This is a genomic window from Phascolarctobacterium sp. (assembly GCF_045124115.1).
GTDB lineage: Bacteria > Bacillota > Negativicutes > Acidaminococcales > Acidaminococcaceae > Phascolarctobacterium_A.
The window spans coordinates 50306-66113 of the sequence record NZ_JBGVLF010000018.1 but is presented as its reverse complement, the minus strand read 5'-3'; the positions used below and the strand labels follow the sequence as shown (position 1 = coordinate 66113).

Sequence of the window (15808 nt, the reverse complement as noted above, 5' to 3'; positions counted from 1 at the left end):
AGGTGAGTTATCAACAGTTTCTGTGGATAACTTTTTATCATTAAATTCTATTGACGGAGACGTTCTGTTATTTCCTGTAATTCCTTTTGCAGGGACATATCAGAGGTGCGTGCTTTACTGATTTTTTCGTAAGCGTGGATAACGGTAGTATGGTCGCGGCCGCCGAAGCTTTCACCAATACGGGGATAGGAAAGGTCTGCCAGCTCCCTGCTCAGATACATGGCGATTTGGCGGGGGAAGGCAATATTTTGCGTACGTTTTTTGCCAAACAGCTCTTCCTTCTTGACATTGTAGTATTCTGCTACCACAGCGATAATATCATCAAAGGTGATGACTTTGGTCTTAACAGAGTTACCCATGTCGGAAAGTACCTTTTGCGCCAATTCAATGGTAACAGGCATGTTCATTAAAGAGGAGAAAGCCACGATTCTGGTAATGGCGCCTTCCAACTCTCTGATGTTGGTGGTGATATTGGTAGCCAACAGGGTAATTACTTCGTTGGGAATGTCCGTATTCATGGATGCAGCCTTGGTGCGCAGGATGGCAATACGTGTTTCCAGATCCGGGGCGCTGATATCAGCAGTAAGACCTTGCTCGAAACGGGAACGGAGCCTGTCTTCCAAGGTTTCAATTTCGCGGGGGGGACGGTCGCTGGAGATGATAATCTGTTTATCTGCGTCCTTTAAAGCGTTGAAAGTGTGGAAGAATTCAACCTGGGTCTGCTCTTTGCCTTTCAAGAACTGGATATCGTCGATGATCAGGCAGTCAATATTGCGATATTTTTGGCGGAAGGCTTCCGTATTTTTATTTTGAATGGAGTTGATGATCTCGTTAGTGAATTTTTCACTGGTGGTGTAGAGAACCTTCATCCCAGGGTTGTTTTCCTTGATTCTGTTGCCGATAGCGTGCATCAAGTGGGTTTTGCCCAGACCAACACCGCCGTAGAGGAACAGGGGGTTGTAGGCGTGGGCAGGATTAGCGGCTACAGCTTGGGCAGCAGCATGGGCAAAACGGTTGGAGTTGCCAATAACGAAGGTTTCAAAAATGTATTTAGGATTCAGATTGCTGTCATCATATTCCGCCTCGGGCTCTTTCACTTGCTTATCGGTGAAAAGCTGTTGCTGTTGTGTTGTTTTAGGCGGGGCAGCGGGAATTTCGTCGGCAGCTGCGGCGTTATCAGAACTGCCTTCCATAGTTTCAATTACCAGCTTGACGTTTTTACCCATAATCCCCGATAAAATACCTTCGATGACGGAGGCGTAATTTTCTTCCAGCATATTTTTAAAGAAGAGATTTTTTACCGCTACTTTATAGTATTCATCAGTAACTTCTAGGGGAACAATGGGTTTGATCCATACATTGAAGATGGATTCGTTAACGGATTCCTTAAATTTATCCTTGAACTTTACCCAGATTTCCGCTAAATCATAGGAACTCATACAGAACATCCTTTCCTTATACGATTTATAAAAAATAAAAACGACAGCCTGCACAGTCCGCTGGGGGCTGGGTAAGTGCCGAAAAATATCTGTCAGAGCATAGTTATCCAATTAATATTTTAGCAGGTTGTGGATAACTTCGCAAATTTCTCAAGAAAAATCTTTAAAAGCCTAAAAAACCCTAAAAATCAATGATTTCTACTTGACGAATTTTTTATTTTCCAATATAATAATTTAGTAAAACCTTGCACTGACGCAGATTCCGCTGTTTTCACGGCTTTTGCGGCTCTGCGGTTCAGTATTAACAGCTATCAATTCAGATAAATGGAATTTGATAAAATTTTGCGGTGGATAAGGAGGGAATACTGAATGAAACGTACTTTTCAACCTAACAATCTCAGAAGAAAAAGAACTCATGGTTTCAGAGAGAGAATGAAAACTTTGGGCGGTCGTCAAGTTCTTAAAAGAAGACGTGCTAGAGGCAGAAAGAAATTGTCTGCATAACATTATAAAATAGGCCGCGCAAGTGGCCTATTTTTTCCATGCGGGCAGGTGCATTTAATGCAAAAGAAAAAGTATACTTTAAAAAAAATTAATAGACTTAAATCGAAGAAAAGCTTCCAATTTGTCTATGGCAAAGGGCGTACTGTCGTGGATGGTATGTCTGTTTTTTACATTCTCGCCAACCAAGGCGACGATTTGAAGATCGGCTTGGCAGTGGGCAAGAAATTGGGCTGCGCTGTGGTGCGCAACAAGGTCAAACGAATGATGCGGGAAGTTTTCCGTATGCATCGTGCAGAGCTTAAAAAAGGATATCATATAGTTTGGGTGGCTCGTCGTAAGCTGACGAAGGCCGATTATAAGACTTTTGAGCGTGTTTTTTTAAGACTGGCAAAAAGAGCGTCATTACTGCAGGATTAAGGTGATTTTCTGTGAGCAGGTTTTTGATTCTAGGTATCAGGTTCTACCAGCTCTTTATTTCGCCTTTGTTTCCGCCGACCTGTAGGTATTATCCTACCTGCTCGGCTTATGCTATCGAGGCGATTCAGAAAAAGGGGCCTATTAAAGGCACTTGGATGGCGATAAAACGTATTTGCAGATGCCATCCCTATCATCCCGGCGGCTATGACCCTGTCGAATAATAGTATAATAAGCTACCACTTTATCTTTAAGGAGTGATATTTTGGATTTTCTCAGCAACATTGTCCAACAGGTTATTACTATAATCTATCATTTCATCAGTAGCTTCGGTGTAGCAAACTATGGCGTTGCCATTGTTGTTATGACCATTCTCGTGAAGCTGTTGCTGTATCCCCTGTCTAAAAAGCAAATCGAGTCTACTAAGGCTATGATGGAGCTGCAGCCTAAAATGAAGGCTATTCAGGAAAAATACAAGGACGACAAACAACGCTTGAACATGGAACTTGCCAACCTGTATAAGAGTGAGGGCGTTAACCCCTTGGCTGGCTGCCTGCCTTTGGTAGTGCAGATGCCTATTATGATTGGTATTTTCTATGGTATCCGCGATTTCCAATATGAAGGTTCTACCTCCTTCCTGTGGATGGAGAGCATTGCTGCTCCCGATCCCACCTACATTTTGCCGGTGCTGTCCGCTTTGACTACCTTTATTCAGTCCAAGCAAACCATGCCTGATACCGGTAATCCTCAAAACAAAATCATGCTGTATTTCATGCCCCTGTTTATCGGCTATATCAGCTTAACCTTCCCTGCAGGCTTGGTACTGTACTGGGTTGTTATGAACATTATGCAGATCGGCCAACAAGCACTGATGAACAAGGAAGCAGCTAAATAAGCCAGTAAGGAGTGATACAGATGGCTGTTGTTGAAAAGACCGGCAAAAGCGTTGAAGAAGCTGTTGCCGAAGCTTTAAAAGCATTGAACGTTACTGCTGACCAAGTTACTGTAGAAGTAGTAAAAGAAGCTAAAAAAGGCATTTTCGGTTTCTTTGGCAGTGATGCTGTAGTTCGCGTAACCACTAAGGAAGTAGAAGCAGAAACTGCTGCTCCCGTAGAAAAGACCTTTAAAGAAGCAGCCGGCGAAGCAGTAAAGGCAGCTAAAGAAGCTGCTGATATTGCAGTTGCCAATGTTAGCAAAAAAGCAGAAGCAGTGAAAGCTGATGTTGCTGAAAAAACAGCTGAAAGAGTTGATGAATTCAACAAGAAAGCAGAAGCTGCCAAGAATGATGCTATTGACTCCGCTATTTCCACTTTGGAATCCTGGAAAGGCGAAAAGACGGAAAGAGGCGAGCGTGGTCCTCGTGAACCTCGTAAATATGCTGTAAATGATGAAGCAGTAAATGCTGCTAAGGAATTTTTACAAAAGATTTTCAACGCTATGAAGCTCGATGTTGTTATGGAGAAATTCATTAACAAGAACGATGGCAGCGTTACCTTTAAACTCCATGGCGACGGCATGGGCATTTTGATTGGCAAGCACGGCCAAACTTTGGACAGCCTCCAATATTTGACCAATCTGGTTGCTAATAAGAACAGCAATGAGCGTGTACGTGTAATCATCGACGTAGAGGATTACCGCGACCGCCGCATTGAAACCTTGACCCGCTTGGCTACCCGCTTGGCTGACAAGGTTAAGCGCACCGGTGAACGTGTGGCTTTAGAGCCCATGAATCCCCATGAGCGCAAGATCATTCACATGGCCCTGCAGGGCGATCGCCGGGTTACGACCCTTAGCGAGGGCGATGATCCGTACCGCCATGTGGTAATTGAATTGAAAAAATAAAGATGTATAACCCAGTATGTACTTACTGGGTTATATTTTTTACAATGGAGAAAAGATTATGGAAGATACAATCAGTGCGGTAATAACTGCCTTAGGTGAAGGCGCTGTAGGTATTGTGCGCGTTAGCGGCGAAGGTGCTTTGGCAGTGGGGGAAAAGCTTTTTAAGGCTGCTTCCGGTAAGGCTTTGGGCACTTATGCTCCCAACACTTTAGTCTATGGTCATGTTTTTGATGCTGACGGCAGTCTTGTGGACGAAGTTTTGGCTGTATATATGCGTGCCCCTAAATCCTATACGGCAGAAGATGTAGTAGAAATCCAATGCCATGGCGGTCTGCAGTCCTTAAAGAAGATTTTGGCGTTGACCTATACTGCAGGCGCCCGTCCTGCAGAACCCGGTGAATTTACAAAGCGTGCCTTTTTAAATGGACGCATTGACCTTACCCAGGCAGAGGCTGTGATGGATATTATCCGTTCCCGCAGCGAAGCAAGTTTGAAGCTAGCGGCACGCCAACAGCAAGGCCAGTTGGCAGGGGAACTGCGCCGTCTGCGTAAGGATTTGGTGGATGTAGTAGTAAATTTAGAAGCAGTTATTGACTATCCGGAAGAAGATATTGAAGACGTAACTTACGGCAGAGTACAGGAAAGCTTGGGCAGTTGTACTGATGCGATTAGTAATCTTCTGGCCCACGCCCATACAGGCAAGATTCTCCGCGAAGGCTTGCGTACCGCCATTGTTGGTCGTCCTAATGTAGGCAAGAGCAGTCTCTTGAACGCCCTCCTCAAGGAGGATAGGGCCATTGTTTCCCAGTATGCAGGCACTACCCGCGATGTAATTGAAGAGCAGCTGCTTTTAGATGGTGTGCCGTTGGTTTTGGCAGATACTGCAGGTATTCGTTCTACCGATGATTTCGTAGAAAAGATTGGCGTAGAGAAAAGCCGCCAACTGCTGCAGGAAGCGGAACTGGTAATCTGCGTAGTGGACGGCAGCGAAGGCTTGACAGGAGAGGACGAGGAAATCCTCAAGGCTGCGGAAGGTAAACCCTGCGTAATAATTGTTAATAAGAGCGACTTAGGGATGCAGGTGGATTTGGTAGCGCTGCAAAAACGCTTTGGCGAAGACAAGGTGATGACCCTTTCCGCTAAAACTTTAAGCGGTGTGGAAGCCTTTAGCGCTTGGCTCAAGAACTACGTTTATGGTAGCGAGGGTACTTTAGGCGAAGGTGCTTATATCCAAAATAGCAGACAGGAGAATTTGTTGCGTCAGGCACTTTCCGCACTGGAGGATGCAGCAACTGCTGCGGATAATATGCTTCCTTATGACTGTATTGTTATTGATGTGCGTACTGCCATCGATTTACTGGGAGAAATTACCGGCGATACAGTTCAGGACGAAATTATTAACGAGATTTTCTCCAGATTCTGTATTGGTAAATAGCTTTTAAAATAAATTTACGCAATTATTCATCCAACGTTCCTCGCGATTTTGACACTCATTTCGTACAGAACCATCACGAAACTTGCGGAAAAATTTGATAGACGTATAATTTACTGTATAGAGTCCTCGTTTCTATGGTTCTAGGTACTCATGAGCTAAAATCGCTAATGGTCACTTATGGATGAAATAATTGTTGTTTAGGATATTGTACATTATTCTGTATTGGTAAATAGCTTTTAAGATAAATTTACGCAATTATTCATCCAATGTTCCTCGCGATTTTGACGCTCATTTCGTACAGAACCATCACGAAACTTGCGGAAAAATTTGTTGGACGTATAATTTACTATATAGAGTCCTCGTTTCTATGGTTTTAGGTACTCCTGAGCTAAAATCGCTAATAGTCACTTATGGATGAAATAATTGTTGTTTGAGGTATTATACATTATGGCATATATTACAGATTCATTTGATGTTGTGGTAGTTGGTGCAGGTCATGCCGGCGTGGAGGCAGCTTTGGCTGCGGCACGTTTGGGCGGTAAAACCTTGCTGGCTACCTTGAGCTTGGATAATGTGGCGTTGATGCCCTGTAATCCGTCCATCGGTGGTCCTGCTAAAGGTCATTTGGTGCGGGAACTGGACGCTTTAGGCGGCCAGATGGGTATTAGTGCGGACTTGGCCTGCATTCAGATGCGCCTTTTGAATACAGGCAAAGGCTATGCTGTACACGCTCTGCGCGGTCAGGAAGATAAGCCTTATTATCACACTTTGATGAAGAAGATTGTGGAAGAACAGGAGCACTTGGAATTAAAGCAGCTGATGATTGACAAGCTGTTGGTAGAAAATGGCCAAGTAGTGGGCGTAGAGGCGGAAACAGGCGAAGTTTTTGAAGCTAAATGCGTTATTTTGGCTACCGGTACTTATTTGCGCGGTCGTATTGTTTACGGCCAAGTAAATTATGAGTGCGGTCCTAATGGTTTGCGTAGTGCTACCAAGCTTTCTGCTTCCTTGGCAGAGCATGGGGTAGAGCTGATGCGTTTTAAAACCGGCACCCCTGCCCGCATTGACGCACGCAGCCTTGATTATTCCAAGATGGAACCCCAATACGGTGATGAAGAAGTGCGTAACTTCTCCTTTATCAGCGATATTAAGACTAGGGAACAGGTTCCTTGTTATTTGACATATACTAACGAGAATACTCATAAGATAATTAGGGATAATCTGCACCTTTCCGGTATGTTCAACGGTATGGTAGAGGGCGTAGGTCCCCGTTACTGCCCGTCCATTGAGTCCAAGATTGTGCGTTTCGCCAACAAGGAGCGCCACCAATTGTTTATCGAGCCTGAAGGACGCAGCACTAACGAAATGTATGTGCAGGGCATGAGTTCTTCCCTGCCTGCTCATATTCAGCTGCAGTTTATGCAGACCATTCCCGGTTTGGAGCATTGCAAGATGATGCGCGCAGGCTATGCCATTGACTACGATTGCTTGAATCCTTTGCAGTTGAAGCCCAGTCTGGAGCATAAGGCCATCAGCGGTCTTTTCAGTGCCGGTCAATCCAACGGCACCAGCGGTTACGAGGAAGCTGCAGCCCAAGGCTTAATGGCAGGCGTCAACGCCATGATGAAGATTAAGGGCCAAGAGCCTTTGGTGCTTCGCCGTGATGAAGCCTATATCGGTGTTTTGATTGATGACCTTGTTACTAAGGGTACCAATGAACCCTACCGTATGATGACCAGCCGCGCAGAATATCGTCTGCTGCTGCGTCAGGATAATGCCGACTTGCGTTTGACGGAGAAGGGCAGAGAAATCGGTCTTGTGGATGATTACCGCTACGCGCGCTTTACGGAAAAACGTAGCGCTATGGAACGCAGCATTGCGGAACTGGGCAAGCTGAACATTGCTCCCAATAGTGAAAATAATGCTAAGCTGGTCGCTATGGGCAGTACGCCTTTACGTAGCGGTATCAGCATGTTGGATTTGTTGCGCCGTAAGGAAATTACTTATGCCAAACTGCAGGAAGCATTCAATTTGCCGGAGCTGGCGCCCCAAACTGCGGAGCAGGTAGAAATCTTTGCTAAGTACGAAGGCTATATTACTAAACAACGCCAAGAGGTAGAGCGCTTTATGAAATTGGAAAATAAACGCCTGCCTGCAGATATTGATTACCATGCTATTAAAGAGCTTTCCAGCGAAGCAGCGGAGAAACTGGATAAGGTTCGTCCTACCAATATTGGTCAGGCTTCCCGTATCAGCGGTGTTTCTCCTGCAGATATCAGCGTGTTGATGATTGCTTTGGAGCTTAAACGTAGGAAGGAGCAGGAATGATGACTTTTGCCGAGATTTTACAGCAAAAGGGTGAGGAGGCAGGCTTGGGCTTTACTCCTGTGCAGTTAGAACAGTTCACCACTTACTACGAAATGCTGGTGGAGACCAATAAGGTAATGAATCTGACGGCGATTACGGAGCCTGAAGAAGTTGCTGTGAAACATTTTATCGACAGCCTTTTGGCTTATGATGATACTATGGCTGGCAAGACTTTGGCTGATGTGGGCACAGGTGCAGGGTTCCCGGGTGTTCCTTTGAAGATTTTCTGTCCGGAGCTGAAGGTAGTGCTTATTGACTCCTTGGGCAAACGGTTGAAGTTTTTGCAGAATGTGATTGATGCTCTGGGCCTCAAAAACATTACCTGTGAACACGCTAGAGCGGAGGATGCAGGGCGTAATAAGAAGCATCGTGAAAAGTACGATCTCGTTACTGCCCGCGCTGTTGCCCGTTTAAGCGTGCTTTCCGAATATTGTCTGCCTTTGGTAAAGAAAGGCGGTCGTTTTATTGCCTTGAAGGGCAGTAAATATGCTGACGAGATTGCCGAGGGTACGGAGGCAGTAAAAATTTTAGGCGGAAAAATTATTAGCGCTGAGCCTGTAAAATTACCCGGTCTTGATGATGGTCGTGCTATAATAAAGATAGAGAAGATTAAAACCACGCCGGCTCAATACCCGCGCAAAGCAGGTACGCCGGACAAGCAGCCCTTGGGCGCTAGATAGGGGGAGAAAAAATGTTAGTCGACGATGGCTTTTCCGTATTGGATACTGATTGTGGTATTATTGGCGACCGTCAGGCCGTTAATGAGGTGAAGGTAGTAAAGGTTCCTATCGAGCTGATTTTCCCCAATCCCTACCAACCCCGAAAAACCTTTGATGATGACGCTTTAAAAGAGCTTTCCGAATCCATTGCCCAATATGGCGTATTGCAGCCTTTGCTGGTAGCGCCTGCTGAAAATGGCAAGTATCTGCTTATTGCCGGTGAACGCCGTTTGCGCGCCAGCCGCATGGCTAAGCTGCAGGAAGTTCCTGTGATCATCAGCGAGTATACTTCCCAACAGATTGCGGAAATTGCACTGATTGAAAATCTGCAGCGTGAGGATTTGCACTACCTTGAGGAAGCAGAAGGCTATGAGCAGCTGATGGAGCAGTTCCACCTGACCCAGGAGGCTATGGCTGCCAGAGTGGGCAAGAAGCAGAGCACTATTGCCAATAAGCTGCGTCTGCTGCGCCTGTCTGCGGAAGTACGCAAACTGTTAGTGGATAATGGTCTAAGCGAACGTCATGCCCGTGCTTTGCTCAAGCTTGATGACGAAGCCAAACGCTTAGAGGTCTTGGCAGTGGTAATTGAGCGTAATTACAGCGTGCGCCAGACGGAGGAATATATTGAGAAACTGCTCAATGAAAAGCAGCAGGAAAAGAAGAAACGCTTGGTAATCGTTAACGATGTGCGCATCTATTTAAACAGCATCAAGCAAGTAGTGAATGCGATTAAAGACGTGGGTATTCCTGTTAACATGGAGCAGACTGTAGATGGGGAGGATGTTGTAGTGAGCCTGCGCATCCGTAACCAGAAGAAGCCCAAAGGAGGCAACAGCAAGCCCCTATTCTAATAGCAGCTCCCAAAAAATTCAACATAAAACTCCAGCACCTAGCAGCCATTGTTTCACGTGAAACAGTGGCTGCTTTTTTGCATAAAAATAGCCTTCGGTCCTTTTGCTATGACCGAAGGCTGGAGTAAAGTTTTTTATTCGTAGGGTGTAGTAACTAAAATGTCACCGGAAAATCTCACATTTGCTTTATAGTTACCTTCCATGTGCTGTTGATAGAATTTACGGCTAAAGTAATCGTATACATAGGTAACTCCGTATTCATCAACAACGAAAAGGCCTTTAACCTTTACATTTTCAAAGCCTTCTCCTTCTTGCAGACGATAATACCACATCTTAATGCCTTTTTTTTCAGCAGGGAAGCTGCCGATGGAAACATATCCATCATACCATTCTTGTTCATTTACAAAGCCTTCGCTCATTTTATAGAGTGTTAACCCATCAGCCTGCCAATTGCGATATTTTTCTACTTCCTTGGCAGGACATTCCGCAAAATAACCAAGCAAAAATTCTCTTGCCTGCGCTTCCGTCTTAATATCGCCCTCAATAACAATTTTCTCCGCATGAGCAACAGAGTTCAAGGGTGCAAAGGTGGTGCTAGTTCCGGGGACAAAGCCCAAAAGAGCAGCTGCAGCCAAAATTCCGACAACAAATTTTTTCATAATATCCAGTCCTCCTTAATCACTAAGAGCTGTAATCTCTCTAACTAAGCTGATTATACCATGATAAATTAGAAAAATCCCCACCCTTAGGCGAAAAAAGGGTGGGGAAAAGGTAGAAAATGTGATAAAATATATGCTAGAGATTCTATCGAATAATGCTAGATGATAGATTTTTTACTAAGAAAAGTTTTGATCGAGGTGAAGGATACAATGGTAAAGGTAATTGCGATGGCTAACCAAAAGGGCGGCGTAGGCAAGACCACTACAGCCGTAAATTTGGCAGCGTGTCTGGCAGCGTGCGGCCGCAGGGTCCTTTTAATTGACAGCGACCCCCAGGGCAATGCTACCAGTGGTTTAGGTTTTGATAAACGGGATATTAAGCAATGTATTTATGACGCGATTATTAATGATGTACCCATGCAGGATGTAATCAAGCATACTGCTTACGACAGATTGGATATAGTGCCTGCTACCATTCAGCTTGCCGGTGCGGAAATCGAATTGGTGTCTTTGATGAACAGGGAAGGTCGCTTAAAGAACTCTTTGGAAAGAGTAAAGCATAATTATGATTATGTGCTGATTGACTGTCCTCCGTCCTTAGGCTTGCTCACTATTAACGGCCTTACTGCCGCTAGCAGTGTTTTGATTCCTATCCAGTGCGAATTTTACGCTTTGGAGGGTGTTACCATGCTGATGAACACTATTCAGTTGGTACAGCGCAATTTAAATCCTGCCTTGAAATTGGAAGGCGTACTGATGACCATGTATGACAGCCGTACCAATCTTTCCCAAGAGGTAGTGGAAGAAGTACAGAAATATTTCAAAACCAAGATGTATCAAACAATTATCCCCCGCAATGTGCGCTTGAGCGAAGCTCCCAGCCACGGACAGCCTGTTATTGATTACGATGCTAAGTCCAAGGGCGCGCAAGTGTATATGGAATTAGCTAACGAGGTGCTGGAAGATGAGTAAGAAGGGTGGTCTGGGCAAAGGCTTAGGCGCTATTTTTGGTGAAAATACCAGTGCGGTGCAAGAAACCGTAGCAACTGCTGCTGCGGAAAACAAACCCCAAGAAGTTGTTGCAAGCGATATCAGCGTTAATCCTTATCAACCACGTAGAGTTTTTGACGAGGATAAACTGCAAGAACTGGCTGCATCCATTAAAGAGTTTGGCGTGGTACAGCCTTTAGTAGTGCGCAAGCATGGTAAAGGCTATCAATTGGTAGCAGGTGAACGTCGTCTGCGTGCGGCAACACTGGCAGGCATGACCAAAGTGCCTGTTATCATCCGCGAATATGATGACGCTAAGATGATGGAAATTGCGCTGATTGAAAATATTCAGCGCCATGATTTGAATCCTATTGAAGAAGCGCAGGGCTTACGCCGCTTAATGAGCGAGTTTAAGCTGACCCAAGAGCAGGCAGCCCAAAAGGTAGGGCGCAGCCGCGTAGCTGTTACTAATATTCTGCGTTTGTTGAACTTGCCCCAAGAAATCCAAGATATGATTATCAACGGCGTGCTCAACATGGGTCAGGCTAAACAGCTTTTAGGTCTGCCCAAACCGGAGCAGATGCTGGAAGTAGCACAAGCTATTGTTGCCAATGGTTGGAGCTCCCGCATGACGGAGGAAGTTGTCCGTAAGCTTAAAGAAGGGAAACAATTAAAAATTGCCCGGGAAATAGTGGAAGCAGTTGCCGAAAAACCCAAAGAGAAGAAGCGTAAACAACAACCCTCTGCCAACGATGTCTTCTGCCATGATTTTGAGCAGCGTTTGGTAGAATTGCTGGGTACCAAGGTTAAAGTTTTGCCGAAACCGGAGGAGGATGGGCGCCAAGGCGGTACCATCCAAATCGAATATTATTCTGCAGAAGATTTAGAGCGTATTTATGAGGTGTTGCAACAGGGCAATGAAGAATCTTTGCCTGCAGCGCAACCGCCGCACCGTTTGCACGTTTAAGCAAGAAAAGGAGAAACTATGCCCGGGTTAGGAACAATGGCTAACGCCGCCGCCATTTTTGTAGGCGCTTTGCTGGGCTTAGTCTTTAAAAAAGGTCTGCCGGAAAAATGGCAGCAGACCATGATGAGCAGTGTAGCTCTGTGTATTTTGGTCATCGGTGTGCAGATGGCGTTAAAGACACAAAACATTATTATTGTTATTATTAGCTTGGTATTGGGCTCTATTTTAGGCGAGATCATGGATATCGAAGGCGCCATGAATAGATTAGGAGAGTGCTTAGGTAATAAGCTGAGCAAAGGCGATGCTTCTGCAGCGGCAGCCATTGCTACTGGTTTTGTTAGTGCCTCCATCCTTTTCTGTAGCGGTGCTATGGCTATTTTTGGCAGTATTCAGGATGGTCTTACGGGCGACCATACTACGCTGTTTGCTAAGTCCACCTTGGACGGCATTCTGGCGTTGATTATGAGTGCCAATTTAGGTATCGGTGTGGCGCTATCAGCAGTCAGCGTAGGCATCTACCAAGGCAGTATTACCTTGCTGGCCGGTGTCGCCGGCCCGTGGATTACGGATGTTATGCTGCGGGAGATTACTGCCTCCGGTGGTATTATGATTATGGCTATTGGTGCCAATATGCTACATTTGACCAAGATCCGCATTGGCAATATGTTACCGGGAATGTTCTTTGCGGCAGTGTTGGCACAGTATTTTTTGTAAAGGAGACGATTTCGTGGAACAAGCAAATCTGGCAGCAGCCAATAATCTAGTGGCTATTCTAGGTGTATTGGCGTTGGTAGTAGTGATTTTGGCAGTGATGCTGGTGCAGCTGAAAGGCAAGCTGAACGCATTACAGGCTAAATATGATTTCTTTACTCAAGGTGAAGAAGCTAATATTGATACAGTGTTGACTAACACTTTGCAGGAACTGCAGGCTACGAAGGCAGAGTTAGCAGCCTTGCAGGAGAAACACGCTAAGCTATACGAGCAGGTACAAGGCTGTCTGCAACATGCTGACTTGGTCCGTTACGATGCTTTTGACGCTATGGGTGGCGAAATGAGCTACTCCCTGCTTTTAAGCGATGCCAAGAAAAATGGTGTGCTTCTGACCAGCATTTATGGCAGGGACGAAAGCCGTTGCTATGCTAAAGCTATTAAAGATGGTCAATCCTCCCATCCCTTGGCAGACGAAGAAAAGCAATTGCTGTAAAGCAATGCATTGGAGTATAACCGGCAATGTCCATACATACTTGACCCCTTCTTACTGTTTTACTTGCGGTGGATAGGTCGAGAATAATACGAAGTGAATATAGAGCAAAAGAGACGACACTCAAAAAAGCTTGAATGTCGTCTCTTTCTATTTGGATATAGCTTTAGTTCGTCAAAGCTTCCTTCAGCTTGCAAAACCAATGCTTCGCTTTACGATTTTAGGAACTTCGGGAATGATGATATCCACCGCTTTAATGGTAGCAATTTCTGCTGCAGTGATAGCATCAAAGTCATATTCCAGTAGGCGGGTGGCTTGGTTCATCCGCGCTTGTTCCAACAGGTTGCGCACGTAACGGCCGTTACCGAAATCTCCTTGTTTTCTTGCTGCTTCAAAGGCAGCTTTTAATTTAACCATAGCCTCTTCGTCAAAAGTAATGTTTTTGCCTTTGCCAAGAAGGGTAGCGATTTGGCAAAGTTCTGCGGCACTGTAATCAGCAAAGGGAACATGGAAGGCGATACGGGAACGGAGTCCAGGGTTTTTCTGCAGGAAGCCTTCCATTTTATCGGGATAGCCTGCGAAAATAACTACTACATCGTGGCGGTGATTTTCCATTTCCTGCACGATGGTATTAATGGCTTCGTCGCCAAAGGAGCTATCGCGGTCATCAACTAGGGAATAGGCTTCGTCGATAAAGAGGACGCCGCCGGAGGCATCTTTAAACTTTTCTTGCACCGTTTTTGCCGTCCAACCCACATATTTGCCTACTAAGTCGCCTCTGCCAACTTCAATAAGCTGTCCTTTGGAGATAAGGCCGTTATCCTTCATAATCCTAGTAAAGAGCCGTGCTACCGTGGTTTTGGCGGTACCGGGATTGCCGGAGAAAATCATGTGCATGGCAGGGGTGTCCCATTTAAAGCCCTTGTCTGCGTAGAGCTTTTGAATCTTGTAGTAGTTGAGGGCTTTTTGAATGACCGCTTTAGCTTCGCTTAAACCAATCATTTCCTGCAGCTCATCGTAAGCGTTGCCCTTAGGTGCCTCTTTAAGTGTTTTCTTACCAATTGTTGTAATCTTTTTATATTGGGGATAAATGGAGGTTTTTAGCTTATAATCATACCATTCAGCAAAAAGTCGATGCAAGTCAGGTGCTAGGTAGCCTTTGCCTGCTTCTACCTTGGCAAATAAATGCTTATCCGTACGGATATGATTTTCTTTTGCCAACATTTTCAAGAAATCCGTAGCTTTGCTATCGTTAACAAAGTCTTCTTGAAATTCTACGAAGGACATGCTGCCTAGATTTTCGTAAAATAAGGCTTTAGTGGCTTTACATTCGCGAGGCAGGCAGAGGATGGTCAATACTTTATTACGATAGCGTTTGGCCATTTCACAAAGCTTTTCAATAATATCCCGTTCGCTGCTAGCAAATTCACCATCTTCAGTTTCGTTGTTTGCCTGATAGTTGACGACTACAGTGCAGCCATCACAAATGGCATACAGTTTATCGTAAAGTATAGAATAAAAATCTTCATCAGCCTCAAAATTTAATAAGCAATAACGTTTGCTGTGGAGGCGTTTATTATCATAAAGTGCTTGCATGAGCACAGTTAAAGTTTCTTTGCGGGTGGAAATATCATCAGTTTGAATGATATAGTGGACAGGATGACCATAGGGTTTGTCCGTAGCAGTGCCGGAATAAATGCGTTTCAGTTCGGGGAGCAGTTTTTTGTTTAATAAAAGCTTTTGAGCAGAACTGTAGATACTTTCTTTGGTAGATTCATTAATTATTTTTTCATCATACTCAAGCCTGCGGCTGAAACGTCCGGTGACTTTATCGATACCAAAACGCTCCATGATTTCATCATTATCGGGGATGTAGTCATCATGAAAGGCATTATTTAAAAGATGTTCTGTTTCACTAATGGTGATTTCGTTTATGATTACATCTTTAAGTTCATAGTTAATATATTTTAAATAGTTAGCTAGGGTGGGGTCTAAATCTTCAGAGCGGTTGCAGATTACGCCCATATTCAGCACGCCGTCTTCAACGGCGTAGATAAAATAGAATGAATCCTTGCAAAATTTTTGGTTAAAAGCATCGCTTCTATTGGAAATTTCGCGCGTTCTTTCCCTACGCGCTTGACGACTGTCATCATCATAAGCCGCCTGATTCGTAATAGTTCCTTCAACTTTAAAAAACAGCATACTATTACCTCCTGTTAACACATCTTCATTGTCTTTACATTAATATATATAACATGTTAGAGGTACTAAAATATGTACATTGATAATTGACGCAAAAAGAAATAGTCATTGCTACCATATCCCTTCCTCACGTGCGATTTTTATAGCGTATGCTCTTAAACCGCAATGATTCGTCTAGTAATATGGTAACAATGACTAAATTATGGGTAATTATATTA

At 44.6% G+C, this 15808-nt stretch carries 16 protein-coding genes; 13 read left to right on the top strand and 3 right to left on the bottom strand.

Annotated elements, in window-relative coordinates; translation table 11 throughout:
- Positions 1 to 47 precede the first annotated feature (47 nt).
- Positions 48 to 1439, bottom strand: a complete 1392-nt coding sequence (gene dnaA, locus ACJMM4_RS02995) for a chromosomal replication initiator protein DnaA (protein WP_405382980.1) — start codon at positions 1437 to 1439, stop codon at positions 48 to 50.
- A 369-nt stretch (positions 1440 to 1808) separates the two neighbouring features.
- Here dnaA and rpmH point away from each other — a divergent pair, with 369 nt between their 5' ends.
- The 9 genes from rpmH (at position 1809) to ACJMM4_RS02950 (ending at position 9571) form a co-directional block, all read left to right on the top strand.
- A complete protein-coding gene (gene rpmH / locus ACJMM4_RS02990; RefSeq protein WP_021718820.1) occupies positions 1809 to 1943 on the top strand; it encodes a 50S ribosomal protein L34 in 135 nt (44 codons plus the stop codon).
- Between the two features lie 57 nt (positions 1944 to 2000).
- A complete protein-coding gene (gene rnpA, locus ACJMM4_RS02985; RefSeq protein WP_405379425.1) occupies positions 2001 to 2360 on the top strand; it encodes a ribonuclease P protein component in 360 nt (119 codons plus the stop codon).
- A gap of 11 nt (positions 2361 to 2371) precedes the next feature.
- A complete protein-coding gene (gene yidD / locus ACJMM4_RS02980) occupies positions 2372 to 2581 on the top strand; it encodes a membrane protein insertion efficiency factor YidD (protein ID WP_405379426.1) in 210 nt (69 codons plus the stop codon).
- Between the two features lie 41 nt (positions 2582 to 2622).
- Complete coding sequence (locus ACJMM4_RS02975; RefSeq protein ID WP_405379427.1) at positions 2623 to 3252, top strand: YidC/Oxa1 family membrane protein insertase; 630 nt, start codon at positions 2623 to 2625, stop codon at positions 3250 to 3252.
- Between the two features lie 20 nt (positions 3253 to 3272).
- The gene (gene jag, locus ACJMM4_RS02970) at positions 3273 to 4199 is read left to right on the top strand and encodes an RNA-binding cell elongation regulator Jag/EloR (protein ID WP_405379428.1); all 927 of its coding nucleotides are present in this window, start codon (positions 3273 to 3275) and stop codon (positions 4197 to 4199) included.
- Positions 4200 to 4257: 58 nt separating this feature from the next.
- A complete protein-coding gene (gene mnmE / locus ACJMM4_RS02965) occupies positions 4258 to 5634 on the top strand; it encodes a tRNA uridine-5-carboxymethylaminomethyl(34) synthesis GTPase MnmE (RefSeq protein WP_405379429.1) in 1377 nt (458 codons plus the stop codon).
- Positions 5635 to 6081: 447 nt separating this feature from the next.
- Positions 6082 to 7962 carry a tRNA uridine-5-carboxymethylaminomethyl(34) synthesis enzyme MnmG gene (gene mnmG / locus ACJMM4_RS02960; RefSeq protein ID WP_405379430.1) on the top strand — a complete coding sequence of 627 codons (1881 nt, stop codon included), beginning with the start codon at positions 6082 to 6084 and terminating at the stop codon, positions 7960 to 7962.
- Complete coding sequence (gene rsmG, locus ACJMM4_RS02955) at positions 7962 to 8681, top strand: 16S rRNA (guanine(527)-N(7))-methyltransferase RsmG (RefSeq protein ID WP_405379444.1); 720 nt, start codon at positions 7962 to 7964, stop codon at positions 8679 to 8681. The genes mnmG and rsmG overlap by 1 nt, the downstream gene beginning before the upstream one ends.
- A gap of 11 nt (positions 8682 to 8692) precedes the next feature.
- Complete coding sequence (locus tag ACJMM4_RS02950) at positions 8693 to 9571, top strand: ParB/RepB/Spo0J family partition protein (RefSeq protein ID WP_405379431.1); 879 nt, start codon at positions 8693 to 8695, stop codon at positions 9569 to 9571.
- 134 nt (positions 9572 to 9705) lie between these two features.
- On the opposite strand, the gene ACJMM4_RS02945 is transcribed toward ACJMM4_RS02950, so the two are convergent.
- Positions 9706 to 10230, bottom strand: coding sequence for a hypothetical protein (locus tag ACJMM4_RS02945; protein WP_405379432.1), 525 nt, complete (start codon positions 10228 to 10230; stop codon positions 9706 to 9708).
- Between the two features lie 210 nt (positions 10231 to 10440).
- Between ACJMM4_RS02945 and ACJMM4_RS02940 the strand changes: the two genes are divergently transcribed.
- Genes ACJMM4_RS02940 through ACJMM4_RS02925 form a run of 4 tightly spaced genes read left to right on the top strand, consistent with a single transcriptional unit; the run spans position 10441 to position 13391 of the window.
- Positions 10441 to 11202, top strand: a complete 762-nt coding sequence (locus ACJMM4_RS02940) for a ParA family protein (protein WP_405379433.1) — start codon at positions 10441 to 10443, stop codon at positions 11200 to 11202.
- Complete coding sequence (locus tag ACJMM4_RS02935) at positions 11195 to 12187, top strand: ParB/RepB/Spo0J family partition protein (RefSeq protein ID WP_405379434.1); 993 nt, start codon at positions 11195 to 11197, stop codon at positions 12185 to 12187. Before ACJMM4_RS02940 ends, ACJMM4_RS02935 begins: the two co-directional genes overlap by 8 nt.
- Positions 12188 to 12205: 18 nt before the next feature.
- The gene (locus tag ACJMM4_RS02930; protein WP_405382978.1) at positions 12206 to 12901 is read left to right on the top strand and encodes a DUF554 domain-containing protein; all 696 of its coding nucleotides are present in this window, start codon (positions 12206 to 12208) and stop codon (positions 12899 to 12901) included.
- Between the two features lie 13 nt (positions 12902 to 12914).
- Positions 12915 to 13391, top strand: a complete 477-nt coding sequence (locus ACJMM4_RS02925) for a DUF4446 family protein (RefSeq protein WP_405379436.1) — start codon at positions 12915 to 12917, stop codon at positions 13389 to 13391.
- Positions 13392 to 13574: 183 nt separating this feature from the next.
- Here the strand turns inward: ACJMM4_RS02925 and ACJMM4_RS02920 are convergent, their stop codons facing one another.
- Positions 13575 to 15590 carry an AAA family ATPase gene (locus ACJMM4_RS02920; RefSeq protein WP_405379437.1) on the bottom strand — a complete coding sequence of 672 codons (2016 nt, stop codon included), beginning with the start codon at positions 15588 to 15590 and terminating at the stop codon, positions 13575 to 13577.
- Positions 15591 to 15808 lie beyond the last annotated feature (218 nt).

What these genes read in the sequence shown, in the direction of transcription:
- mnmE (WP_405379429.1), top strand. Translation starts at nt 4,258, where the DNA reads ATGGAAGATACAATCAGTGCGGTAATAACTGCCTTAGGTGAAGGCGCT.
- ACJMM4_RS02920 (WP_405379437.1), bottom strand. Translation starts at nt 15,590, where the DNA reads ATGCTGTTTTTTAAAGTTGAAGGAACTATTACGAATCAGGCGGCTTAT.
- jag (WP_405379428.1), top strand. Translation starts at nt 3,273, where the DNA reads ATGGCTGTTGTTGAAAAGACCGGCAAAAGCGTTGAAGAAGCTGTTGCC.
- rsmG (WP_405379444.1), top strand. Translation starts at nt 7,962, where the DNA reads ATGACTTTTGCCGAGATTTTACAGCAAAAGGGTGAGGAGGCAGGCTTG.
- ACJMM4_RS02935 (WP_405379434.1), top strand. Translation starts at nt 11,195, where the DNA reads ATGAGTAAGAAGGGTGGTCTGGGCAAAGGCTTAGGCGCTATTTTTGGT.
- ACJMM4_RS02940 (WP_405379433.1), top strand. Translation starts at nt 10,441, where the DNA reads ATGGTAAAGGTAATTGCGATGGCTAACCAAAAGGGCGGCGTAGGCAAG.
- ACJMM4_RS02945 (WP_405379432.1), bottom strand. Translation starts at nt 10,230, where the DNA reads ATGAAAAAATTTGTTGTCGGAATTTTGGCTGCAGCTGCTCTTTTGGGC.
- ACJMM4_RS02950 (WP_405379431.1), top strand. Translation starts at nt 8,693, where the DNA reads ATGTTAGTCGACGATGGCTTTTCCGTATTGGATACTGATTGTGGTATT.
- mnmG (WP_405379430.1), top strand. Translation starts at nt 6,082, where the DNA reads ATGGCATATATTACAGATTCATTTGATGTTGTGGTAGTTGGTGCAGGT.
- rpmH (WP_021718820.1), top strand. Translation starts at nt 1,809, where the DNA reads ATGAAACGTACTTTTCAACCTAACAATCTCAGAAGAAAAAGAACTCAT.
- ACJMM4_RS02930 (WP_405382978.1), top strand. Translation starts at nt 12,206, where the DNA reads ATGCCCGGGTTAGGAACAATGGCTAACGCCGCCGCCATTTTTGTAGGC.
- dnaA (WP_405382980.1), bottom strand. Translation starts at nt 1,439, where the DNA reads ATGAGTTCCTATGATTTAGCGGAAATCTGGGTAAAGTTCAAGGATAAA.
- rnpA (WP_405379425.1), top strand. Translation starts at nt 2,001, where the DNA reads ATGCAAAAGAAAAAGTATACTTTAAAAAAAATTAATAGACTTAAATCG.